This window comes from Intrasporangium flavum, from assembly GCF_001956915.1.
GTDB lineage: Bacteria > Actinomycetota > Actinomycetes > Actinomycetales > Dermatophilaceae > Monashia > Monashia flava.
Map to the genome: position 1 here is coordinate 95,064 of NZ_MLJO01000021.1, position 21,838 is coordinate 116,901.

Sequence of the window (21,838 nt, forward strand, 5' to 3'; positions counted from 1 at the left end):
GAGTTGGCGCGGTGCTCGGGCCAGATCCGCCGCGTTCTCAGGGGAAGGGCAGCGGCGTCGCGGCGACCCAGTGGCCGACGACGTCGACGGCGGCCGCGACGCTCGGTGCGAGGTCGTGGTCGTCGACCTCGGCGATGAGGTGCGCGCACCGGTCCATCAGCCCGGCCAGCTCGCCGGACACCGGGCGCCCGCTCAGCCCGACCGCGCGGACCGCGGCGACGAGCTCCAGCGCGATGAGCTGGCGGTAGGCGTCGGCGGCCTCGGCGAGGCGCGCCGTGGACACCGAGGCGTGGCTCGCGCCGTCCTCGACGCCGGCCGAGACCGACACCCACTGGATCGAGCGTGCCGCCGACGCGGCCTCGCGGATCAGGGCCATGGCCGACGCCGCGCCGTACTCGAGGATGAGCAGCCCGGAGGACCCCGCCTCAGGCCCGGCGAGGAACCGGGGGAGCCCGCTCGCCGGGTCGGTGAGCAGGTGGGAGATGCGGGAGGCGATCGTGTGGGCGGAGCCCACGAGGGCGAGCAGGGAGGCGTCGACCGCGAGCGCGAGGTAGGCCTGGTGGAAGCCGCCGTGGTGGGCGACGGTGGGCGGATCTGCTTGCAGGACAGCAGGATTCTCGCCGCCGGTGTTGACGAGCGCCTCGACCACGTGGCGCAGGTCGTCGAGCTGGTCGAGGAAGGGCCCGTGCACCTGCGGAAAGGTGCGCAGCCCGAAGAAGTCCTGGATCTGCGCGGGCTCGACCATGTCGGCACGCACCAGCCTCATGACCGTGGCGGCCGCCGTGACGGCACCGGGGAACGGGGTGACGCTGGCGACGGCCGGCCCGAACGCCTCGGGGTTGCCGCGCAGCGCGACGAACGACAGCGCGCACACGGCCATGGCCACCTCGGCGAGCCGCGCGAGCTCGGCGCAGCCGAGGGCGGCCTCGGCGAGGGTGAAGGCGCTGCTCGACATGAGGGGGAGCGCGTCGGCGTCGTCGAGGTGCGCCGGGGAGCCGAGCGTGCCGTCGCCCCGGGGGCGCTCGCCGAGCAGCGTCAGGCCGACCTCGGCCAGGGCGGTGAGGTCGCCGGTGCCGATGGCGCCCCGCCGGTGCACGACGGGCAGCTGCCCGTCGTCTGCACGGACCGTGTCGACGAGCGCGTCGAGCAGGGTGCTGCTCGCGCCGGACGCCCCGGCGAGGAGCTGGTTGACGCGGATCGCGAGGGCGCTGCGCACGGTGGCCTCGGGGAACGGCTCGCCCCACCCCGCGCTGTGGCTGCGCAGCAGGGCGCGTCCGGGTCGCGGTGAGGCGCTGATCCGGTCGCGGTTGGCGCCCACGCCGGAGGTCCTGCCGTACACGGGCCGGACCGCCGCCACGGCCTGCGCGGCCCGTGCGGCACGGCCGACGCCCGCGGCCGCGTCGGCGTCGACGGCGAAGTCGACGCGGCGGCCGAGGGCCTCGACGTCGGCGACCGTGAGCTGCTGTCCCGTCAGGGTGATGGTCATGCGCGGTCCTCGGCTTCCCAGGTCCTCGGGGGTCTCGGGTCCGGTGTCGCGGCGTCGCGGGGTCGCTGTGTGGCGGTGCCACGGCGTCCGGCGTCTCGCGTCCCGGCGTGAGATTCCTCGTTCGAGAGGGTGTTGCTCTGACTTCGCAGTGTGCCAGACTGCCACTGTGCAGCAAAGGCGTGCCACCAAATGAAATGTGGCACGGCCCCTCCCGATCGCACGACGAGGTGTCACGCATGACACGACCCACTCGCCCCACCGCCGTCCGGACCTCCGTCCGCACGGCAGGCCACCCCTCGGCCGGTGCCGGACGCGGGGCCTCGGCCCCCGGCGCCGCCGGGACCCGCTCCGTCGAGCGCGCGCTCGGCCTGCTCGCGCACGTCTGCGAGGCGGCTCCGACGAGCCTGTCGGAGTGCGCCAAGGCCGTCGGGCTCTCCCCGACGACGGCCCTGCGCCTCCTGCGCACCCTCGAGGTCCTCGACTTCGTCAGCCGCGACGAGGGCGGCGACTTCCACCCCGGGTCCCTGGCCTTCCGGTTCGGCGCGGTCGCGCTCGGACGCAACCAGATGGTCAAGGTCGCTGAGCCGGCGCTGCGCCGGCTCAGCGTCGAGTGCGGCGAGTCGGCCTACCTCGGCATCGCGGGCCGGCCCGACGAGGCCGTCTACATCGCGATGGCCGAGGGCACCTTCTCGATCCGCCACGCGGGCTGGGTCGGGCGCACGGTCCCGGTCGACCGCACGGCCATCGGCGCGGCCCTGCAGGGCCGGACCCCTGAATGTGGGTATGTCGTGGTCCGCTCGAAGGTCGAGGAGGACGTCACGGCCATCGCGGCCCCCATCGCGTGGCTCGGCGGCATCGCCGGAGCCATCAATGTCGTCGGACCCTCGTATCGTCTGGACCAGAAACGAAGTCGTGACGTCGGCGAGGCCGTCGCCGCGGAGGCTCGGACGATCGCGCGAACCCTGTTCCCGACCCACCACACGAATGAGGTGACGAGCCGATGATCCGGTTCGAGTCAGTGACCAAGGAGTACCCCGACGGCACCCTCGCCGTCGACGCACTCAGCCTGACGGCGCCCACCGGCAAGATCACGGTGCTCGTCGGGCCGTCCGGGTGCGGCAAGACCACCTCGCTGCGGATGATCAACCGGATGATCGAGCCGACGGGCGGCCGCATCCTCATCGACGACCGCGACACCTCCACCATCGACGCCGCCGAGCTGCGCCGCGGGATCGGCTACGTCATCCAGCACGCCGGGCTGTTCCCGCACCGCACGATCCTCGCGAACATCACGACCGTCCCGCTGCTGCTCGGGTGGGACAAGGCCAAGGCGACGAGCCGCGCGCTCGAGCTCATGGACCGTGTCGGGCTGCCGCAGTCGTTCGCCAAGCGCTACCCCTCGCAGCTGTCCGGCGGGCAGCAGCAGCGCGTCGGCGTCGCCCGCGCCCTCGCGGCCGACCCGCCGGTCATGCTCATGGACGAGCCGTTCAGCGCCGTCGACCCCATCGTCCGCGAGCAGCTGCAGGAGGAGTTCCTGCGCCTGCAGAGCGAGATCGGCAAGACGATCGTCTTCGTCACCCACGACATCGACGAGGCCATCAAGCTCGGCGACCAGGTGGCGGTCCTGCGCGTCGGTGGCCGGCTCGCCCAGCTCGCCGCGCCCGAGGAGCTGCTGTCGCAGCCCGTCGACGACTTCGTGGCCGACTTCGTCGGGCGCGATCGTGGTTACCGCACGCTCGGCTTCCGCACGGCGCCCTTCCCGACGAGCGCCGAGCCGACGGTCCGCCTCGGCGCGACGGTCGACGAGCTGCGAGCGGTCACCGACGACCGCTGGGTCCTCGTCCTCGACGACGACGACCGCCCTGTCGGGTGGGTCGAGCCGGACCGCGTCGACGGTTCGGTCTCGCGCGACGCGCTCCACCGGGGCGGCACCGTGGCCTCCACCGACGGCCCACTGCGGCAGGCCCTCGACGCCGCACTGTCGGCGCCGTCGGGGCGTGGCGTCATCGTCGGGCCCGACGGGGTCTTCGTCGGCACGGTCCGGGCCCGCGACCTCATCGCGCCCATCGAGGCGAGCGCGGCTCGCGAGCGGGCCGCCGCCGACGCCGAGCGTCACGAGTCCTCCGGCGAGCCCGCCGAGTCCGCCGAGTCCGCCGAGCCCGCCCAGCCCGCCGAGTCCGCCGAATCCGGGGGACCCGGTGACCCCATCGCCACGGAGCCGAAGGCCCGCTGATGGACTGGTTCACCTCGCACCTCGACGACGTGTGGCGCCTGTTCGTCATCCACGCCTACCTCGCCGGCGTCCCGCTCGTGCTCGGCCTGCTCGTCGCGCTCCCGCTGGGGTGGCTGGCGCGTCGGTTCTCGTGGGCCTACCCGCCGCTCATCGTCGGCACCGGGCTGCTCTACACGCTGCCCTCGCTGGCCGTGTTCATCCTGCTCCCCGGCATCCTGCACACGAGGATCCTCGATCCTGTCAACGTCCTCGTGGCCATGACCGTCTACACCGTCGCGCTGCTCGTCCGCACGGTCGCCGACGGCCTCGGCGCGATCCCCGACGACGTGCGGCTCTCGGCCAACGCCATGGGCTACCGTCCCGTCCGCCGGCTCCTCGGCGTCGAGCTGCCGCTGGCCGTGCCCGTCATCTCGGCGGGCCTGCGCGTGGCCGCCGTCAGCAACGTCAGCATCGTCAGCGTCGCGGCCATCATCGGCGTCGAGCAGCTGGGGTCGCTGTTCACCGACGGCTTCAACCGCGCCTTCTTCGCCCCCATCGTCACGGGCATCATCGCGTGCGGCGTGCTGGCGCTGCTCTTCGACGTCATCATCGTCGTCGTCACCCGGTTGCTCACGCCCTGGACCCGAGCGAGGGCCGCGTCATGATCAACGACATCCTCGCTTGGCTCACCGACCCCGCCAACCGCGACGACATCGTCCAGCGGCTCCTCGAGCACCTGCAGTACGTGTTCCTCGCCACCGGCATCGCGGCGGTCATCGCGATCCCGGCCGGCATGTGGGTGGGCCACACCGGACGCGGCAAGTTCGCCGTCGTCAACATCTCGGGGTTCGCCCGCGCCATCCCGACCCTCGGCCTGCTCTTCTTCATCGTGCTGTGGCTCGGGCCGAACCTCACCGGCGACCTCGCGTTCCTGCTGCCGAGCCTCATCGTGCTCGTCGTGCTGGCGATCCCGCCGATCCTCGCGGGCACCTACGCCGGCATCGACGAGGTCGACCCCGCGGCCCGCGACGCGGCGCGTGGCATGGGAATGCGGGGCTGGCAGGTGCTGTTCAAGGTTGAGGTGCCGTGTGCGCTCCCACTGATCTTCTCGGGACTGCGCTCGGCACTGCTCCAGGTCGTGGCCACCGCGACCATCGCGGCGACGGTCGGGCTCGGCGGCCTCGGTCGTTTCCTCATCGATGGTCTGGCGGTCCGCGACTACCCCCAGATGGCCTCCGGTGCCGTCCTCGTCGCCGCCCTGGCCCTCGTCATCGACCTCGTCGCCGCCGTCGTCCAGCGCTTCGCCGTCTCACGCGGCATCACCGGACGGTTCCGCACCAGCCGCGGCCGGCCCGGGGCGGGTACGACGGCAGGGACCGAACCAGAGACCACGACGCAGCCCGGCCCGCACCCCACCACCGAGTCACCCACCAGCACGACCACGACGGTCGGCACCGTCAGCTGATCCCCAGGCCCAGCGCCCACAGGAAAGAGAAGAGCATGACGCACAGCAAGACCATCCTCACGGCGGTCTCCGCCCTGGCTCTGGCCGGCCTCGCGGCTTGCGGGTCGAGCAGTGGAGGCAGCCCCCTCGACCAGCCCACCGGCGCGGGTTCGAAGGCCCCCAGCGGCACCATCGTCGTCGGGTCGGCGAACTTCCCGGAGTCCGAGCTGCTCATGGACATCTACGCCGGGGCCCTCAAGGCCAAGGGCGTCACCGTCGACACGAAGCCGAACATCGGCAGCCGCGAGACCTACATCCCGGCCCTGCAGGACGGCTCGATCGACCTCGTCCCCGAGTACACCGGTGTCCTCGACCAGTACTTCAACAAGTCGGCCAAGGCGTCCGACTCGCAGGCGGTCTACGACGAGCTCAAGGCCGCGCTCCCGACCGGGCTGCAGGTGCTCGAGAAGTCGGCGGCCGAGGACAAGGACGCCGTCGTCGTCACCAAGGACACCGCGACGAAGTACAACCTCAAGACGATCGCCGACCTCGGGCCGGTGGCCAAGGACCTCGTGCTCGGCGGCCCGCCGGAGTGGAAGACCCGCGAGTCCGGCGTGCCCGGCCTCAAGAAGGTCTACGGCCTGACCTTCAAGGAGTTCAAGCCGCTCGACGCCGGTGGCCCCCTCACGGTCCAGGCGCTGAAGAACGGCCAGGTCCAGGCGGCCAACCTCTTCACGACCGACCCGAACATCCCGGCGAACGGGTTCGTCGTGCTCGATGACCCCAAGTCGTTCTTCGCGGCCCAGAACGTCGTCCCGCTCATCACGAAGTCCAAGGTCAACGACACCGTCTCCTCGGCCCTCAACGCGGTGTCGGCCAAGCTCGACACCTCGACGCTGGCCGGGCTCGTCAAGCAGGTCGTCATCGACAAGAAGGACGCCGACCAGGTCGCCGCGGACTTCCTCAAGCAGGCCGGCCTCGGCTGACCGGCGTCCGTCGGGAATGACGCCGGGGCGAGAACGGTTCTCATCAACGGTGGGTGACCACCCGCCCGAGAGAGCAGAGGAGCAGTCCCCTTGGCCAAGCACACCGACCTTCGCCCCGTCGTCACCCTGCGGTCGACGGCGGGCACCGGGTACAGCTACGTGACGCGCAAGAACCGCCGCACGAACCCCGACCGGCTCGTGCTCCGCAAGTTCGACCCGGTCGCCCGGGAGCACGTCGACTTCCGCGAGACCCGCTGACCCCGCCGGGTCACGCACGCGGCACCCGCACAGCACGACGCGGCCGCGTCCCCACCTCGGGGACGCGGCCGCGTCGTGTCTGCGGGTCCGACCTCAGGAGCGGGTGGCCGTCCGGTCCTGCGTCGGGGCCGGTGCCGGCCGGGTGACCGGGCGTGGTGCCGCGGCCGGTGGGGTCCACGGGACGGCGACCGTCGGCGTCGGGACGGGCACGAAGGCCTTGGCTGCGTCGATGCCGTTGCGCAGCATCTGCACGAGGCGGTCCTCCGGGTCGTCGATGCAGGCGCGGGCCACGCCGTCGACGCCGAGCGCCACGATGCGTGCCGCGTTCGAGGGGCGCAGGGCCGCGGAGTTGAAGCCCATGCGTGCCAGGGTGATCCGGGCCCAGCGTTCGGCGGCGGGCGCCGTGGTGAGGGCGGCCCGGGAGGCGGCGGAGAGGCGTCCGGGCTCGCGGCCGTCCTGCTCGGCCAGGATGCCCTCGGCGTTGAGGATCGCGATGGCCATGGCGTTCTGGCGCTCCTCGGCCGACACGGGCAGGGCGGCGCGCGCCGTGCTGAGCACGATCGCCGTCGTCGCGCGGGGGTCGCTCGGGTTGAGGCCGACGACCTCGGGCACCATCGTCACGAGGCGCTGGCGGTTGGGCTCGTCGAGCATGTCGTTGACGCAGCGGGCGAGCGTGGCGAGCACCGGATGGGTGCAGGCCGGGTGGTCGCTCCACCGCTCGCCGGCCAGGAACGAGGCCATCTCCATGAAGCAGGCGCCCTTGCGGGGGTTCCGGTGCCGGCCACGGGACAGTACGGGCACCCCGTCGGGCACGAATGCGGCTCGTCGTGACATGGTCGCTCCTCGGCTGGCTCCTGACGATTCTTCGGGCGGACCTCTTCATGGTGCGCCTGATCCGGCGCGTTGACCACCCTTTCGTCAAGCCTCGCCACCCCGTTCTGCGGACGAGCCCTGTCCGGCGGGCCGATCCGTGTGCACAATCGGGCCATGGCCGACGGTGGCAACGGGGACGACGCCGAGGGCGCGGGCGTCCGCGCCCACGTGGCCGACTCCTGGGTGCGCTCGGCTGCCGCGGGCGTGCACGTCGACACCGTCGACGCGCCGATCACGCTGCCGGCCGACGCGCTGCGCGACCACCGCGAGGCTCACCCGCTGGCCCGCGTCTTTCCGCTGCTCGACGACGTCCTGGGCCAGGCGGCGCGTGACTGCGACGCCGTCATGGCGGTGGCCGACGCCGCGGGCCAGCTGCTCTGGGTGTGCGGGTCACCGAGCACGTTGCGCCGCACCGAGAGCATCGGGTTCGTCGAGGGCAGCAACTGGGACGAGCGGCTCGCCGGCACCAATGCCCCGGGCGTGGCTCTGCGTCTCGACCGCCCGGTCAACGTCATCGGCGCCGAGCACTTCCGCCGGTCGGTCCAGCGCTGGAGCTGTGCGGCGACGACGATCCACGACCCGAGCGACCAGAGCGTCCTCGGGGTCCTCGACATCACCGGCGGCGACGACATCGTCGCGCCGCAGACGATGGCCATGGTCCGGGCCGCGGCCCGGATGGCCGAGTCCGAGCTGGCCCGCGAGCTGCTCGTCAGCGCCCGGCACGCGTCGGCCCAGCCGACCGCGCACGGTGGTCTCGGCGTGCTCCTCGAGGCGCTCGGGCGCAACGACGCGCTGCTCACCGTCGACGACGGACGCGGCCACCGCCGGACGCTCCGGCTCAGCCCGCGGCACAGCGAGATCCTGCTCCTGCTCGCCTCGGCGCCGCGCGGCCTGTCCGGCGACGAGCTCGCGGTGCTGCTCTACGAGGAGGACAGCAGCGCCTCGACGCTCCGGGTCGAGATGGGTCGGCTCCGGGCGCTGCTGGGGGAGGACCTGCTCGCCTCGCGGCCCTACCGGCTCGTGGCCGAGCTCTCGGGCGACTGGCTCGGCGTCGAGGCGCACCTCGCGGCCGGCGACGTCGCCAGTGCGATGCGGGCCTACCGCGGGCCGCTGCTGCCGCGCTCGGCGGCGCCGGGCGTCGTGCGGCTGCGCGAGAGCGTCGGGGGTGACGTCCGCCGTGCCGTCCTCACGAGCGGGCGGCCCGACCTCATGTCGGCGTGGACCCGGTCGGCGACCGGCGCCGACGACTACGAGATGTGGCAGGCCCAAGCGGCCCTGCTCGGTCCGTCGTCACCGCTGCTGCCGCTCGTGCAGAACCAGCTGAACCGCCTCGACCGCGAGCTCGGCGCCCCCTGACCCGTCGTCCCTCCCACGACGCAACGTGGTTGCAACGTTGCGTTGCCTAGCGTCCTGCCAACCCCGCTTCGGGGACACCACCAAGGACGTTGGGAGAACGACATGACCACCTACGCCCCGCCCGGATCGGCCGACTCGCTCGTCTCGCTCCAGGACCGGTACGGCCACTTCATCGGTGGCAACTGGGTCGACCCGAAGAAGGGCCTCTGGTTCGAGAACGTCTCGCCGGTCAACGGCAAGCCGTTCTGCGAGATCGCCCGCGGCACCGAGGAGGACATCGAGTCGGCCCTCGACGCCGCCCACGCCGCCGCGCCGGCCTGGGGCCGCACGAGCCTCGGCGAGCGCTCGCTCATCCTCAACCGGATCGCCGACCGCCTCGAGGAGAACCTCGAGATGCTCGCCGTGGCCGAGACGTGGGAGAACGGCAAGGCGGTCCGCGAGACCCTCGCCGCCGACCTGCCCCTCGCCGTCGACCACTTCCGCTACTTCGCGGGTGTCCTTCGGGGACAGGAGGGCTCGAGCTCGGAGATCGACGAGAACACCGTCGCCTACCACTTCCACGAGCCGCTCGGCGTCGTCGGTCAGATCATCCCGTGGAACTTCCCGATCCTCATGGCCGTGTGGAAGCTCGCGCCCGCTCTAGCGGCCGGCAACGCCGTCGTGCTCAAGCCGGCCGAGCAGACGCCGTGGTCGATCCTCAAGGTCGTCGAGCTCATCGGCGACCTGCTGCCCCCGGGCGTCGTCAACGTCGTCAACGGCTTCGGCGTCGAGGCCGGCAAGCCGCTCGCCTCCTCCCCCCGCATCGCCAAGATCGCCTTCACGGGCGAGACGACGACCGGCCGGCTCATCATGCAGTACGCGTCGCAGAACATCATCCCGGTCACCCTCGAGCTGGGCGGCAAGAGCCCGAACGTCTTCTTCGAGGACGTCGCCCAGGAGCGGGACGCCTTCTACGACAAGGCACTCGAGGGCTTCACGATGTTCGCGCTCAACCAGGGCGAGGTCTGCACCTGCCCGTCGCGCGCGCTCGTGCAGCGCTCGATCTACAGCGACTTCGTGCCCGACGCCGTGGCCCGGGTCGAGAAGATCAAGCAGGGCAACCCGCTCGACACCGAGACGACGATGGGCGCCCAGGCGAGCAACGACCAGCTCGAGAAGATCCTGTCCTACCTCGACATCGGCCGGCAGGAGGGCGCCAAGGTCCTCACCGGCGGCGGCCGCAACGTGCTCGACGGCGACCTCGCCGAGGGCTACTACGTCGCGCCGACCGTCTTCGAGGGCGACAACTCGATGCGGATCTTCCAGGAGGAGATCTTCGGCCCGGTGGTCTCGCTGACGAGCTTCGAGGACGAGGCCGCCGCGCTGTCGATCGCCAACGACACCCTCTACGGGCTCGGTGCCGGCGTCTGGACCCGCGACGGCTCGCGCGCCTACCGGATGGGCCGCGGCATCAAGGCCGGTCGCGTGTGGACCAACTGCTACCACCAGTACCCGGCGCACGCCGCCTTCGGTGGCTACAAGCAGTCGGGCATCGGCCGCGAGAACCACAAGATGATGCTCGACCACTACCAGCAGACGAAGAACCTCCTCGTCTCCTACTCGCCCGACCCGCTCGGCTTCTTCTGACGGGCCGGCACGACGACCGGAAGGACTGCGTGCCCATGCCCCCCGAGACGGTCGCACCCGGTGAGCCCTCGGCTTCCCCAACCCGGGTCGACCTCACCGGTGAGGCGGCGGATCTCCTTCGCCGCCTCACCGGGATCCACGGTCCGTTGATGTTCCACCAGTCCGGCGGCTGCTGCGACGGCAGCTCGCCCATGTGCTTCCCCGTCGGCGACTTCATCACGAGCGAGGCCGACATCCACCTGGGCGACCTGGCCGTCGACGGGCTCGACGCGCCTGTGGCGTTCTGGATGTCGACCGCTCAGTACGCCTACTGGAAGCACACCCACCTGACGGTCGACGTCGTGCGCGGACGCGGTAGCGGCTTCAGCGTCGAGGCACCTGAGGGCGTGCGGTTCCTCATCCGCTCGCGGTTGTTCACCGACGCCGAGAGCGTGGCCCTCGGCATCGACCGACCGACGCTGCTCGTCGACGGGCGCGACTGAGCCACAAGGCTCCCGGTGGCTCAGGCGGGCGGGGCCACTGCGGCCGTCTGGCCCGACCGGGCGAGCGACGCGGCGACGAACCCGTCGGCCTTGAGCTCGTCGACGAGGTCGTGGAGGAAGCGCCGGGCCGCGTCGCTGCGCCCCGCCGGGGTGCCGACCGCCTGACGGATCTGCATGAAGGCGTCCTCGACGAGGCGGGTGCCGGGATGGCTCGCGACCCACGCCGTCGCCGGCTCGCGGATCCCGGCGCCGGCCTCGAGCCCGTCGGCGGCGAAGACCTCGACGCCCTCGGCCCCGCGCACCACCTCGGCGTGGGCGAGGGTGCGCGACAGGTGCAGGTCGTAGGCCGAGCCGGCCTTGACCCCGACGCGGACACCGGGCCGGTCCACGTCGTCGGCGACGCGCACCGGCGAGTCGTGGGGGACGACGTAGACGCCCTCGATGACGACGTACGGCGCCGTGAAGGCCACCTCGGTGGCGCGGGCCGGGTCGACGGCGAGGAAGCAGAGGTCGGCGCGTCCGTCGGCCATTGCCTCGAAGGAGAGCCGGGCCGCGTCGAAGCACAGCAGCTCGAGCGGGACCCCGAGCCGCGCGGCCACCTCCCGGGCCAGGTCGACGGTGACGCCGCGTGGGGCGTCTGGGCTGCCCTGTGCCAGAACGGGGTTGCCGAGGTTGATCGACGCCCTGAGCACTCCGGTGGGTGCGAGGTCGCGCGCGACGTCAGCGGGGCCGGTGGCATCGGGCCTCTGGGAAGTGGTCACCCGCGTCACCCTATGTCGTCCTATGTCGTCGCCCGGGTGTGCGTCGACGTCGCGGATGTCGAAGTCGTGACCTCCGTTCCCGCCACCGCCGGGGCCGGCGGGTGGAGAGTGTCGGAATGGCACACCGAAACCTCGCCGCGGCGGTCGCCGTCGCGGCCACGCTGGCCGTCGCCGCCACCGCCGCACCGGCCGCCGGGTCGAGCCCGTGGGACCACACGGCCGCCGGCACGGTCTTCTCGCCCAACCCCGTGCAGGACCTCGGCAACGAGTCCCTCACCGACGCCAAGGACGCCGACTACGCGGCCCTGGCCGCGGCCTACCACCGGGTCACGCTGACCCACCTCGACGGGTCGGGCACGCTCACCGGCCAGTACGTGCGGGTCAAGAGCTCGACCGGCTCGGCCGCCAGGTCGGTCAACGGCGCCTTCCCGGCGTACCACCGCGACGCCGACCAGTTCGAGCAGGTCATGGGCTACTACTGGGTGACCACCGCCCAGGAGTACCTCCAGCACCTCGGCTTCGGCGGGGCGCTGCGGCCCGTCAACCAGCGCCAGATCGAGCTGCGCGTCGACCAGTACGGCGGCGACAACTCGTTCTTCCGCGACAACAAGGCGAACATCACCGTCGGCAAGGGCGGCGTCGACGACGCCGAGGACGCCGAGGTCGTCGTGCACGAGTACGGCCACTCGGTCCAGGACGGGCAGGTGCCCGGCTTCGGCACGACGCTCGAGTCCGGGGCCATCGGCGAGGCCTTCGGCGACTACCTCGCCGTCGTCGTCACGAGCTGGCGCGCCGGCACACCGACCAAGACCCCCGAGGCCTGCGTCGCCGACTGGGACTCCGTGTCCTACACGCGAACCGTCCCGCACTGCCTGCGCCGCCTCGACGGCACGAAGACCTACCCGGCCGACGTCGTCGGCGAGGTGCACGCCGACGGCGAGATCTGGTCGCGGGCCCTGTGGGACATCCGCACCGCGCTCGGCGACACGAAGGCCTCGACCCTCATCGTCGAGGCGCAGTTCGCCTTCGCCCCCGACACGACCTTCCGGGCCGCCGCGCTCGACACCGTCGCCGCCGCCCAGCGGCTCTACGGGTCCTCGGCTGCGACCGCCGTGACGAAGGCCTTCCAGGCGCGCGGCATCCTCTGACCCCCACCCGGTCCCCGGCGCGCCGACGCGTCGGGTCCGCTGAACGAGAACGGCCCCCTCCCGGTGCGGGAGGGGGCCGTTTCGCAGGGTGCCGAAGGCTCAGGCGGTGGGCGCCGGCTCCGGGTCGGGCTCGGGCTGCGGCTCCTCGATCGCCTCGGGCTCGCCGCCGCCGTCGCCGCGGCGGACCGCCGCGAGCAGCATCTGGGCGACGTCGACGACCTCGACCTCCTCGCGGGCGTTGCCGTCCTGCTTGGCGGCGTTGAGGCCGTCGCTGAGCATGACCTTGCAGAACGGGCAGCCGATGGCGATGCGGTCGGCGCCGGTGGCGAGGGCCTCCTCGGTGCGGTTGCCGTTGATCCGCGTGCCGAGCTTCTCCTCCATCCACATCCGCGCGCCGCCGGCGCCGCAGCAGAACGAGGTCTCGCGGCTGCGGGGCATCTCGGCGTACTCGACGCCGGGCAGCGCGCCGATGAGCTCGCGCGGCGGGGCGTAGACGCCGTTGTGCCGGCCGAGGTAGCACGGGTCGTGGTAGGTGACCTTGGCACCGGTCGACGCGGCACCTGTCTGCTGGGCCTCCTCCGTCTCGCCGGGGCGGGCCACCGGCGTCAGGCGCTTCTCGCGGACGAGGCGGTTGAGCAGCTGCGTGTGGTGCAGCACCTCGTACTGCCCGCCGAGCTGCGGGTACTCGTTCTTGATGGTGTTGAAGCAGTGCGCGCAGGTGACGACGATCTTCGTCGCGCCGACCTCGTTGAGCACCTCGACGTTCTGCTGGGCCAGCATCTGGAAGAGGAACTCGTTGCCGGCGCGGCGGGCGGAGTCGCCGGTGCAGGCTTCGCCGTCACCGAGCACCGCGAACTCGACGCCGGCGGTGTGCAGCAGCTCGGCCACGGCGCGCGTCGTCTTCTTGGCGCGGTCCTCGTAGGCGCCGGCGCAGCCGACCCAGAAGAGGTACTCGACCTCGGAGAGGTCCTCGACGTCCTGGCCGACCTGCTTGACCTCGAAGGGGAGGTCCTTGGCCCAGTCCATCCGCAGCCGCGGGGCGAGGCCCCACGGGTTGGAGTTCTTCTCGAGGTTCTTGAAGAGGTTGTTGAGCTCGGCGGGGAAGGCCGACTCGATGAGGTTCTTGTACCGGCGCATGTCGACGATGGCGTCGACGTGCTCGATGTCGACGGGGCACTGCTCGACGCACGCGCCGCACGTCGTGCACGACCAGAGCACGTCCTCGTCGATGACGGCGTCGGGCCCGTGCGGGTTGTAGGCCCCGAGCGGGTTCGTGATGTCGTAGCCGGTCTCGCCGACGAGCTGCTCAGCGCCGACCGCGCCCTGGGCGGACGCCGGCACGACGCCGTCCTCGACGGCCTTCTCGATGCCGCCGGAGCGGACCTCCTCGGAGGCCAGCAGCCACGGCGCCTTGGCGTGCGCGTGGTCGCGCAGCGTCATGACGAGCAGCTTGGGGGAGAGGGGCTTGTCGGTGTTCCACGCCGGGCACTGGCTCTGGCAGCGGCCGCACTCGGTGCACGTCGTGAAGTCGAGCAGGCCCTTCCACGTGAAGTCCTCGACCTTGCCGACGCCCAGGGCGGCGTCCTCGTCGAGGTCCTCGACCTTCTCGAAGTCGAGCACCTCGCCGCCGACCCTGATCGGCTGGAGCTCGCCGAGGCTGGTGCGGCCGTCGGCGTGCCGCTTGAAGAAGATGTTGAAGAAGGCGAGGAAGCGGTGCCAGGCGACGCCCATCGTCGGGTTGAGCGCGATGGTGATCATCCAGGCGAAGCTGATGAGGATCTTGACCGCGGCAACGACGACGATGGCGTTCTCGAGGGTGTCGACGCTCGCGCCCGTGAACAGCTTCCCGAGCCACCCCGTCAGCGGGTAGTGCAGCGCGTTGGCGTCGCCGACGGCGGTCGTGCCGGTGGTGCCGCCCTTGAACTCGAGGGCGTACTCGAGGCCGCGCAGCGTGAGGATGCACAGCGTGACGCCGAGGATCGTCAGCTCGACGTAGTAGGCCTGCCAGAAGGTCGAGCCGAAGAACCGGCTGCGCCGGCCGTGCTCGCCGGCGGCCGAGCGGGGGTGGTTCTTCTGGCGGATCGCCATGAGCACGACGATGCCGATGAGCCCGGTCCACGCGAAGAACTCGGTGACCCACTCGTAGAGGAAGAAGTGACCGATGAGCGGCAGCGCGAAGTCCGGCTTGAAGAGCTGGCCGAAGGCGTTCAGCAGCGTGAAGAAGAGGACGCCGAAGCTGACCATCGTGAACCAGTGCGCCGCCGCCACGACGGGCAGGCGCGACATCCTCGTGTGGCCGAGGAACTCGCGGAACAGCGTGCGGGTGCGGGCTCCCTTGGCGTCGCCGCGGTCCTCGGGCTGGCCGAGCCGGAACGTCGCGAGGAAGCGGTTGACCGTCTTGACGAGCAGGGCCACCGCGACGGCGGTGACGCCCAGGCACACGACGGCGGCGACGATCTGGAGCGGACTCATGCGGGGGAGTCTACTGACGAGTTAGCAAGCGCTTAGTGAATGTGACGGTCGCCTCGACGTGACGCTCGTCCCGGTTTCGACCGGGTCCGTGGCACGTCCTGGCTGCCGGTCGCGACCGGATCCTGAGCGGACGGCTTGGCAAGCGATAACGAGATGTTGGAATATGCATAACGAGGGTCCGGTTGTCACCGACGACCGAGCCGAACAGCCGCACCACCACGCCGACTGCCGAAGGGGCCACACGCATGCCGATCCACGACGACGTCACCAAGCTGATCGGGAACACCCCGCTCGTCCGGCTCAACCGGGTCACCGACGGCGCTCCGGCCACCGTGGCGGCCAAGCTCGAGTTCTACAACCCGGCCAGCTCCGTCAAGGACCGCATCGGCGTCTCCATCGTCGACGCCGCCGAGGCCAGCGGTGAGCTGAAGCCCGGCGGCACCATCGTCGAGGCCACCTCGGGCAACACCGGCATCGCCCTGGCCATGGTCGGTGCCGCTCGCGGCTACACGGTCGTCCTGACGATGCCCGAGTCGATGAGCAAGGAGCGCCGCGCGCTGCTGCGCGCCTTCGGCGCCGAGCTCGTCCTCACCGACCCCGCCACCGGGATGAAGGGCGCCGTGGCCAAGGCCGACGAGATCGCCGCCGAGCGCGGTGGCGTCCTGGCCCGCCAGTTCGCCAACGAGGCCAACCCCGAGATCCACCGCAAGACCACCGCGGAGGAGATCTGGAAGGACACCGACGGCGAGGTCGACATCGTCGTGGCAGGCATCGGCACGGGTGGCACCATCACCGGCGTCGGCCAGGTGCTCAAGTCGCGCAAGCCGGACGTCACAATCATCGCCGTCGAGCCCGAGGAGTCGGCCATCCTCAACGGCGGCCAGCCCGGCCCCCACAAGATCCAGGGCATCGGTGCCAACTTCGTGCCCGAGATCCTCGACACCTCCGTCTACGACGAGGTCATCGACATCAACGCCGACACCGCGGTCAAGTACGCGCGTCGGGCCGCCACCGAGGAGGGCCTGCTCGTCGGCATCAGCTCGGGCGCCGCCATCGCCGCCGCCGCGCAGGTCGCCCAGCGCCCCGAGAACGAGGGCAAGACGATCGTCGTCATCGTCCCCTCGTTCGGCGAGCGCTACCTGTCCACCGTCCTCTTCGAGGGCCTCGTCGACTGAGGGCCACAGGTCCTCGAGGAGTCGGTCACATGAGCACCGCAGCCACCAGGGACGCGGACGACGCGATGGGCTCGTCCCGTCGCGCGGCCGAGCCCGCGCTGTCGATCGTCCGTGACGTGCGCCATGCGCCCCCTGCCGTCCCGCACGCAGCGGACGGACGCGTCGACAGCGCCGACGCCGTCGACGCCGTCGACGTGTCGGGACCCGTCGGCGCCCGGCCGGGTGGCCCGCTGGGCTGGGTGCGTCGCGTCGTCGAGCGCGCCCGTGAGGACGTCGACGGCGCGCTGGCCCGCGACCCCGCGGCGTCGACCCGCCTCGAGGTCGTGCTGACCTCGCCCGGCCTGCACGCGATCTGGGCGCACCGCGGCCTGCACGAGCTGTGGAAGCACCCGGCGGGCCGGCTCCCGGCGCGCGTGCTCGCCACGGTGACCCGCTCGGTCACGGGCGTCGAGATCCACCCGGCCGCGCGCATCGGCCGACGCTTCTTCATCGACCACGGCATGGGCGTCGTCATCGGCGAGACCGCCGAGGTCGGCGACGACGTCATGCTCTACCACGGGGTCACCCTCGGCGGCCGCTCGCTCGAGCACGTCAAGCGCCACCCGACCGTCGGCAACCGCGTGACGATCGGCGCCGGCGCCCGCGTGCTCGGCCCGGTGCTCGTCGGCGACGACGTTCAGGTCGGCGCCAACTCGGTCGTCGTCAAGGACGTCCCGGCCGGGGCCGTCGCCACCGGCATCCCGGCCGTGCTGCGCTTCCCGAAGCGCGACGCCACCAACCAGTGGGTCGACCCGGCCATCTACATCTGAGCCGGCGTCCCTGAGCCGCCGTGCCCGGCTGCGACACTGGCCCGGTGAGCGAACTGCAGCCCGACGAGCGCGACGAGGTCGGCGTCGACCGACGCGTCACCGTCGTCGTGCTCGCCGGCGGGACCTCGCGCCGCTTCGGCGCCGACAAGCTCGCCGCACCGCTCGGCGCCTCGACCGTCCTCGACCGGCTCCTGGCGGAGCTGCCGGCCCGGTGGCCCGTCGTCCTCGTCGGGCCGGTCCGTCCGACGGCTCGCCCGGATGCGGTGTGGGTCCGCGAGGAGCCTTCCGGCGGAGGGCCGCTCGCGGGCATCGCGGCTGCGGTGCCAGCGGCGGAGAGCGACCTCGTCGCCGTCGTGGCGGGGGACATGCCGTTCGCCGCCCCTGCGCTGGAGACGCTCGTCGCCGCGCTCGACGCGTCGGGCGCCGACGTCGGGGGGGCGGTGGCCCGCGTCGACGGCCGGGACAACGCCCTCCTCGCCGCCTACCGGACGGACGCGCTGCGGGCGGTCCTCCCGCCCGAGCCGCACGGGCGGCCGGCCCGGACGCTGCTCACCGTGCCGCACGTCGCCGTGCCGGTGCCGGCCGGGCCGGCCCGAGACGTCGACACCCCCGAGGACCTCGAGAGGGCGCGCGCCTCGGTCGACGGCGAACCGGGCTGAGGCGCCCACCGTCGCAGCTGACAGGTGCTGCTGCGCGGCGGGCGGCTGCTGGCGGAGGGTGTGGGATTTGAACCCACGGAGGTTTCCCTCGGGCGCTTTCAAGGCGCCTGCACTCGGCCACTATGCGAACCCTCCAGCGGCGCCGAGTCGACGCCGGGCCCCCATCATGCCGCACCCGGCGCGATCCCTCCCAACCGTCACCACCAGCCGTCCGCCCGGTGGGCCGGAGGCGTTCGCGCACCACTGCGGCAACTCCGGGCCCGGACATGGAAAAAGGGCCTCCGGCGAGCCGGAGTCCCTTTGTTCTCATGCTGATCCGCGAGCGGATCGATGCCTGGCACCCTCAGAGGAGACCGAGCATCTCCTCATAGGTGGTGTGTGCCTTGTACTGCCCGACCGGCTGGCGGCGGGACGGGCGGTTCAGCGCCGCGAAGAACGACACGAAGTGCGACATCTCGGTATTCAGTTTCCTTGGGTGGTGAGCCCCGACCGATCCCTCGTCCGGGGCCCGGGTGGTCGACCGTCGTTGCGGGACGGTCGGGACCGGCAGACCATCCGCCCGCCCGGACGGGAGCGGTGCCGGGAGGGCGGACGACGTCTGCAGGACAATGGTAACAGTTCGACAACCATGGTTCGACCAAGGGTTGACCGGTCAGGATGTGCGTGAGATACGCAAGTGTGACGCGACACCAGAGCCCGGATCCGACGCCCGAGACCGCCGAGATCCTCGCCCGGCTGGCCCCCCTCGACCTGCCCCGACCGACCCCGCTCGTCCTGCGCGGCAGGCGGTTCGACGCGTCCGCCCCGGCCGTCATGGCGATCGTCAACCGCACCCGCGACTCCTTCTTCAGCGGCAACCGGCACGACGACCTCGACTCGGCCAAGGCCGCCGTCGACGCGGCCCTCGAGCTCGGCGCCGACATCGTCGACGTCGGCGGCGTGCGGGCCGGCCAGGAGGGCGAGGTCGTCGACGCCGACGAGGAGATCCGACGCGTCGTGCCCTTCCTCCAGTGGGTCCGCGAGGCCCACCCGTCGGCCGTCCTCAGCCTCGACACGTGGCGCTCGGAGGTGGCGCGGGAGGCCGCGGGTGCGGTCGACCTCGTCAACGACACGTGGGCCGGCCACGACCCCGACCTCGTCCACGTCGCCGCGCGCGTCGGCGCCGGATACGTCATTTCACATACCGGAGGGCTGCCGCCGCGCACCGACCCCGTCGAGGTCACCTACGGCCCCGACCCGCTCGACGTCGTCCGCGACGTCGTGGCCACCCTCGCCCGGGGTGCACGCACCGCGGTCGAGGCCGGGATCCCGGCCGAGCGGGTGCTCGTCGACCCGACCCTCGACTTCGGCAAGACGACGGCGCACTCCCTCGAGGTGCTGCGCCACACTGCAGATGTCGTGACGCTCGGTTTCCCTGTGCTGCAAGCGATGTCGCGCAAGGACTTTGTCGGTGAGACCCTCGACCTACCCGCCGAGGAGCGGCTCGAGGGCTCGCTCGCGTCGACGGCAGTCGCCGCCTGGCTGGGGGCCACGGTGTTCCGCGCGCACGACGTCCGGGCCACCCGACGCGTCCTCGACATGGTCGCAACGATCCGTGGCGACCGACCCCAGGCGGTGGCGGTGCGCGGGGTGCCTCGTGGCGTCGGGGCCGACGACGCGTGAACACCCGGAAAAACAGTGATCTCCGGCAGGCCCGCGGCGCGGTAGTCTGCTAGGTTCGTTCCGGTTGCAGTTGCAGTTCCTCGCTGTCGAGCAGGTGCCCGTCCCCAACCGGTGGCGGGTCTTCTCTTCGGCGCGGCGAGTTCGCTCGTCCGGTGGGTTCAAAGCGGCAGCTCGGGAGGCACGAGGTGTGCCGTCCCGCACGCAGAAGAAGGAAGAGTTACCCGTATGGCACAGGGCACCGTCAAGTGGTTCAACGCCGAGAAGGGCTTTGGTTTCATCGCCCAGGACGGCGGCGGCCCCGACGTCTTCGTCCACTACTCGGCCATCCAGTCGAACGGCTACCGTTCGCTGGACGAGGCTCAGCGCGTCGAGTTCGAGGTCACGCAGGGCCCCAAGGGTCCGCAGGCCGACGCAGTTCGTCCGCTCTGACACACCGGAGAACATCGCAACGAGCGACACCTACGTCGTTTGTGCAGAGCCCCCGACCGCATGGTCGGGGGCTCTGTTCTGTCCCGGGCCTCGGACGCGCCGTCCCGGGCCGCGGGCCTCAGGGGCGCTGACCGCCTGGAGGGCGCCGTGCGGGTGGGCGGCCGGTGGCCCGGCCGCCCACCGCCTCAGCACTGCTCGTAGGGCGTCGTCGTCGGCGACGGCGTCGAGGTCTTCGTCTTGGTCGGGGTGCTCGTCGACGAGCCGCTCGACGACGGCTTCGGCTTCGGCGCGGCGATGCCCTTCTCGACGAGCCGGCGGACCAGGTCGTAGTCGGGGTTGCTCGAGAAGACGCCGACCGACGAGGTCAGGGCGACGCTGTTGATCTTCGCCTTCTGGACGCGCTCGACGAGGTCGACGAACGCCGGCAGGTTCGCCGCCGGGATGTCGGTGTAGATGTTGTCCTTGAGGATCTTGGCGATCTCCGGGTACTTGCCGACCATCGCGGCCGGGTTGACCTGCTTGACGATCGCCTGCACGACGCAGCGCTGGCGCATCTGGCGGTGGGTGTCGTCGTCGGCGGCGCGGGTGCGGGCGTACCAGAGCGAGTGCCAGCCGTCGAGGTGCTGGAAGCCCGGCTCGAAGTAGCCCTTGACGCCGAAGAGGCGGCCGTCGGGGGCGTGCTCGCCGCCGATGGTCAGCTTCGTGCCGTAGCCGGAGAGCTTGACGTTGATGTCGAGCCCACCCATGGCGTCGATGAGCTGGGAGAAGCCCTTGAGGTCGATGACGACCATCTGGTCGACCTTGAGGCCGGTGACCTCCTGGACGGTGCCACGGATCTCGGTGCGGCCCGGGGACTCGCCCGCCGGGTAGGCGTGCGGGTGGTTCTTGGCGTAGTTCTCGGCGTCGACGTAGAGGTTGGTCAGCATGCACTGGCCGGCGCCCTGGTCGCACGTGCTGTCGGGGTCGCCGAAGCTGCCGGACGGGTAGATCGAACGCAGCGGCGACTTGGGAGCGAGCGGTGCGTTGAGCAGGTTGCGGGGCATCGAGATGAGGGCGGTGCGGCCCGTCTTAGTGTCGATGCTCGCCAGGATCATCGAGTCGGTGCGGATGCCGACGCGGTCGGCGCCGGCGTCGGAGCCGATGAGCAGGATGTTGACGCGGGCCTGCTTGGCCCACGGGTCCTCGCCCTCGGCGACCTGGGCGCCCTGCCCGGGCTTGACCGGGGTGTTGCCGAAGACCTGGGCGACGGTCGACTGGGTGATCGTCGCGTACTCGGCCACCTTGAAGGAGGAGCCGGCGACGAGGAAGACCATGAGCGTCGTGAACGCCGCGAGGATGCGCGTGCGGGTGCGGTCGAGGCGCGTCGGCCGCGACTGGATCGCGGTGAGGATGATGGAGCCGCACCAGAGCACGCCACCGAGGACGAAGAGCCCGGCCATCACCATGAGGAGGTTGGGGCGGGCCACGAGGGACAGTGCGGCGTTCGTCACACCGGTGGTGAGGACGTAGTACGCGAGCAGTGCGGTGCTGGCGAGGGCCACGACGAGCAGCGCCCAGCCGACCTTGCGGCTGCGGGTCTGGGTCAGGCCCGCACCGGGTACGACGGTGCCGAGCACGGTGAGCCCGAGGGCACGTCGGAAGCCGGACTTCAGTTCACGACGCAGCGTCTCGCGGGTCTGGGTCGCCCCCGGACCGCGCACTGTCGGGTAGGTCATGGGATCCTCTCTGCTCGGCACGGGCGCTCGGCCGACACGTCATTGTGCCCTGAGTTGCTGTCAGATACCTCATCGGGATCTGGGACCGGACAGGGGGTCGGGCACCCCGGTTTGGGCGACGCGGTCCGGCACCGGTACCCTGACTCCCGCCCGTGCATCCGTCGCCGTGTCGCCTCGCGTCGCGCTGCCGGTGGCCGGGCACGGAGGCGTCGCATAGTGGCCTAGTGCGCCCGCCTGCTAAGCGGGTTGAGGATAAAACCTCTCGCGGGTTCAAATCCCGCCGCC

Annotated in this window: 20 protein-coding genes and 1 tRNA gene; 15 read left to right on the forward strand and 6 right to left on the reverse strand. The window is 71.7% G+C overall.

Going from position 1 to position 21,838, the window contains the following annotated elements; genetic code table 11:
- Positions 1-37 precede the first annotated feature (37 nt).
- Positions 38-1,486 carry an aromatic amino acid ammonia-lyase gene (locus tag BIV28_RS15585; RefSeq protein ID WP_076263332.1) on the reverse strand — a complete coding sequence of 483 codons (1,449 nt, stop codon included), beginning with the start codon at positions 1,484-1,486 and terminating at the stop codon, positions 38-40.
- A 236-nt stretch (positions 1,487-1,722) separates the two neighbouring features.
- Here BIV28_RS15585 and BIV28_RS15590 point away from each other — a divergent pair, with 236 nt between their 5' ends.
- The 6 genes from BIV28_RS15590 to rpmG all read left to right on the forward strand — a co-directional run bounded on the left by BIV28_RS15590 (position 1,723) and on the right by rpmG (position 6,386).
- Positions 1,723-2,490, forward strand: coding sequence for an IclR family transcriptional regulator (locus BIV28_RS15590; RefSeq protein ID WP_083707399.1), 768 nt, complete (start codon positions 1,723-1,725; stop codon positions 2,488-2,490).
- A complete protein-coding gene (locus BIV28_RS15595; RefSeq protein WP_083707400.1) occupies positions 2,487-3,719 on the forward strand; it encodes an ABC transporter ATP-binding protein in 1,233 nt (410 codons plus the stop codon). The genes BIV28_RS15590 and BIV28_RS15595 overlap by 4 nt, the downstream gene beginning before the upstream one ends.
- Entirely contained in the window at positions 3,719-4,363 is a 645-nt protein-coding gene (locus tag BIV28_RS15600) for an ABC transporter permease (protein WP_076263334.1), read from the forward strand. The genes BIV28_RS15595 and BIV28_RS15600 overlap by 1 nt, the downstream gene beginning before the upstream one ends.
- Positions 4,360-5,163, forward strand: coding sequence for an ABC transporter permease (locus tag BIV28_RS15605; RefSeq protein WP_083707401.1), 804 nt, complete (start codon positions 4,360-4,362; stop codon positions 5,161-5,163). The genes BIV28_RS15600 and BIV28_RS15605 overlap by 4 nt, the downstream gene beginning before the upstream one ends.
- Before the next feature lie 35 nt (positions 5,164-5,198).
- Positions 5,199-6,128 (forward strand): ABC transporter substrate-binding protein, encoded by a 930-nt coding sequence (locus BIV28_RS15610; RefSeq protein ID WP_076263336.1) that lies wholly within the window; start codon positions 5,199-5,201, stop codon positions 6,126-6,128.
- A gap of 90 nt (positions 6,129-6,218) precedes the next feature.
- Entirely contained in the window at positions 6,219-6,386 is a 168-nt protein-coding gene (gene rpmG / locus BIV28_RS15615; RefSeq protein WP_076263338.1) for a 50S ribosomal protein L33, read from the forward strand.
- A gap of 93 nt (positions 6,387-6,479) precedes the next feature.
- On the opposite strand, the gene BIV28_RS15620 is transcribed toward rpmG, so the two are convergent.
- Positions 6,480-7,220, reverse strand: coding sequence for a hypothetical protein (locus tag BIV28_RS15620; protein WP_076263340.1), 741 nt, complete (start codon positions 7,218-7,220; stop codon positions 6,480-6,482).
- Between the two features lie 153 nt (positions 7,221-7,373).
- Between BIV28_RS15620 and BIV28_RS15625 the strand changes: the two genes are divergently transcribed.
- The 3 genes from BIV28_RS15625 to BIV28_RS15635 all read left to right on the forward strand — a co-directional run bounded on the left by BIV28_RS15625 (position 7,374) and on the right by BIV28_RS15635 (position 10,723).
- On the forward strand, positions 7,374-8,615 hold the full coding sequence (locus tag BIV28_RS15625) for a helix-turn-helix domain-containing protein (protein WP_076263342.1): 1,242 nt from the start codon (positions 7,374-7,376) through the stop codon (positions 8,613-8,615).
- A 102-nt stretch (positions 8,616-8,717) separates the two neighbouring features.
- Positions 8,718-10,241 carry an acetaldehyde dehydrogenase ExaC gene (gene exaC / locus BIV28_RS15630; RefSeq protein ID WP_076263344.1) on the forward strand — a complete coding sequence of 508 codons (1,524 nt, stop codon included), beginning with the start codon at positions 8,718-8,720 and terminating at the stop codon, positions 10,239-10,241.
- A 35-nt stretch (positions 10,242-10,276) separates the two neighbouring features.
- On the forward strand, positions 10,277-10,723 hold the full coding sequence (locus BIV28_RS15635; protein ID WP_076263346.1) for a DUF779 domain-containing protein: 447 nt from the start codon (positions 10,277-10,279) through the stop codon (positions 10,721-10,723).
- A gap of 20 nt (positions 10,724-10,743) precedes the next feature.
- Here BIV28_RS15635 and BIV28_RS15640 read toward each other — a convergent pair whose 3' ends face one another.
- Positions 10,744-11,484, reverse strand: coding sequence for a transporter substrate-binding domain-containing protein (locus BIV28_RS15640; RefSeq protein ID WP_076263380.1), 741 nt, complete (start codon positions 11,482-11,484; stop codon positions 10,744-10,746).
- Between the two features lie 116 nt (positions 11,485-11,600).
- Between BIV28_RS15640 and BIV28_RS15645 the strand changes: the two genes are divergently transcribed.
- Positions 11,601-12,632, forward strand: coding sequence for a M4 family metallopeptidase (locus BIV28_RS15645; protein WP_076263348.1), 1,032 nt, complete (start codon positions 11,601-11,603; stop codon positions 12,630-12,632).
- A 99-nt stretch (positions 12,633-12,731) separates the two neighbouring features.
- Here the strand turns inward: BIV28_RS15645 and BIV28_RS15650 are convergent, their stop codons facing one another.
- On the reverse strand, positions 12,732-15,104 hold the full coding sequence (locus BIV28_RS15650) for a (Fe-S)-binding protein (protein WP_076263350.1): 2,373 nt from the start codon (positions 15,102-15,104) through the stop codon (positions 12,732-12,734).
- Positions 15,105-15,349: 245 nt separating this feature from the next.
- Here BIV28_RS15650 and cysK point away from each other — a divergent pair, with 245 nt between their 5' ends.
- The 3 genes from cysK to mobA all read left to right on the forward strand — a co-directional run bounded on the left by cysK (position 15,350) and on the right by mobA (position 17,747).
- Positions 15,350-16,279: a cysteine synthase A gene (cysK, locus tag BIV28_RS15655; RefSeq protein WP_076263382.1), complete on the forward strand. Its 930-nt coding sequence runs from the start codon at positions 15,350-15,352 to the stop codon at positions 16,277-16,279.
- Positions 16,280-16,509: 230 nt separating this feature from the next.
- Positions 16,510-17,088: a serine O-acetyltransferase gene (cysE, locus tag BIV28_RS15660; RefSeq protein WP_076263383.1), complete on the forward strand. Its 579-nt coding sequence runs from the start codon at positions 16,510-16,512 to the stop codon at positions 17,086-17,088.
- A 44-nt stretch (positions 17,089-17,132) separates the two neighbouring features.
- A complete protein-coding gene (gene mobA / locus BIV28_RS15665; protein ID WP_207556028.1) occupies positions 17,133-17,747 on the forward strand; it encodes a molybdenum cofactor guanylyltransferase in 615 nt (204 codons plus the stop codon).
- Positions 17,748-17,796: 49 nt separating this feature from the next.
- Here the strand turns inward: mobA and BIV28_RS15670 are convergent.
- Positions 17,797-17,882, reverse strand: a tRNA-Ser gene (locus tag BIV28_RS15670).
- A 600-nt stretch (positions 17,883-18,482) separates the two neighbouring features.
- Here BIV28_RS15670 and folP point away from each other — a divergent pair.
- Together folP and BIV28_RS15680 are read left to right on the forward strand one after the other, a co-directional pair.
- Positions 18,483-19,409 carry a dihydropteroate synthase gene (folP, locus tag BIV28_RS15675; protein WP_076263386.1) on the forward strand — a complete coding sequence of 309 codons (927 nt, stop codon included), beginning with the start codon at positions 18,483-18,485 and terminating at the stop codon, positions 19,407-19,409.
- A gap of 225 nt (positions 19,410-19,634) precedes the next feature.
- On the forward strand, positions 19,635-19,838 hold the full coding sequence (locus tag BIV28_RS15680) for a cold-shock protein (RefSeq protein WP_013491183.1): 204 nt from the start codon (positions 19,635-19,637) through the stop codon (positions 19,836-19,838).
- A gap of 185 nt (positions 19,839-20,023) precedes the next feature.
- Here the strand turns inward: BIV28_RS15680 and BIV28_RS15685 are convergent, their stop codons facing one another.
- Positions 20,024-21,553 (reverse strand): LCP family protein, encoded by a 1,530-nt coding sequence (locus BIV28_RS15685; protein WP_076263352.1) that lies wholly within the window; start codon positions 21,551-21,553, stop codon positions 20,024-20,026.
- Between the last annotated feature and the right edge of the window lie 285 nt (positions 21,554-21,838).

Excerpts from the sequence above, each read along its gene's own strand:
- BIV28_RS15585 (WP_076263332.1), bottom strand. The coding sequence starts at position 1,486 with ATGACCATCACCCTGACGGGACAGCAGCTCACGGTCGCCGACGTCGAG.
- BIV28_RS15590 (WP_083707399.1), top strand. The coding sequence starts at position 1,723 with ATGACACGACCCACTCGCCCCACCGCCGTCCGGACCTCCGTCCGCACG.
- BIV28_RS15595 (WP_083707400.1), top strand. The coding sequence starts at position 2,487 with ATGATCCGGTTCGAGTCAGTGACCAAGGAGTACCCCGACGGCACCCTC.
- BIV28_RS15600 (WP_076263334.1), top strand. The coding sequence starts at position 3,719 with ATGGACTGGTTCACCTCGCACCTCGACGACGTGTGGCGCCTGTTCGTC.
- BIV28_RS15605 (WP_083707401.1), top strand. The coding sequence starts at position 4,360 with ATGATCAACGACATCCTCGCTTGGCTCACCGACCCCGCCAACCGCGAC.
- BIV28_RS15610 (WP_076263336.1), top strand. The coding sequence starts at position 5,199 with ATGACGCACAGCAAGACCATCCTCACGGCGGTCTCCGCCCTGGCTCTG.
- BIV28_RS15620 (WP_076263340.1), bottom strand. The coding sequence starts at position 7,220 with ATGTCACGACGAGCCGCATTCGTGCCCGACGGGGTGCCCGTACTGTCC.
- BIV28_RS15625 (WP_076263342.1), top strand. The coding sequence starts at position 7,374 with ATGGCCGACGGTGGCAACGGGGACGACGCCGAGGGCGCGGGCGTCCGC.
- exaC (WP_076263344.1), top strand. The coding sequence starts at position 8,718 with ATGACCACCTACGCCCCGCCCGGATCGGCCGACTCGCTCGTCTCGCTC.
- BIV28_RS15635 (WP_076263346.1), top strand. The coding sequence starts at position 10,277 with ATGCCCCCCGAGACGGTCGCACCCGGTGAGCCCTCGGCTTCCCCAACC.
- BIV28_RS15645 (WP_076263348.1), top strand. The coding sequence starts at position 11,601 with ATGGCACACCGAAACCTCGCCGCGGCGGTCGCCGTCGCGGCCACGCTG.
- BIV28_RS15650 (WP_076263350.1), bottom strand. The coding sequence starts at position 15,104 with ATGAGTCCGCTCCAGATCGTCGCCGCCGTCGTGTGCCTGGGCGTCACC.
- cysK (WP_076263382.1), top strand. The coding sequence starts at position 15,350 with ATGCCGATCCACGACGACGTCACCAAGCTGATCGGGAACACCCCGCTC.
- BIV28_RS15680 (WP_013491183.1), top strand. The coding sequence starts at position 19,635 with ATGGCACAGGGCACCGTCAAGTGGTTCAACGCCGAGAAGGGCTTTGGT.
- BIV28_RS15685 (WP_076263352.1), bottom strand. The coding sequence starts at position 21,553 with ATGACCTACCCGACAGTGCGCGGTCCGGGGGCGACCCAGACCCGCGAG.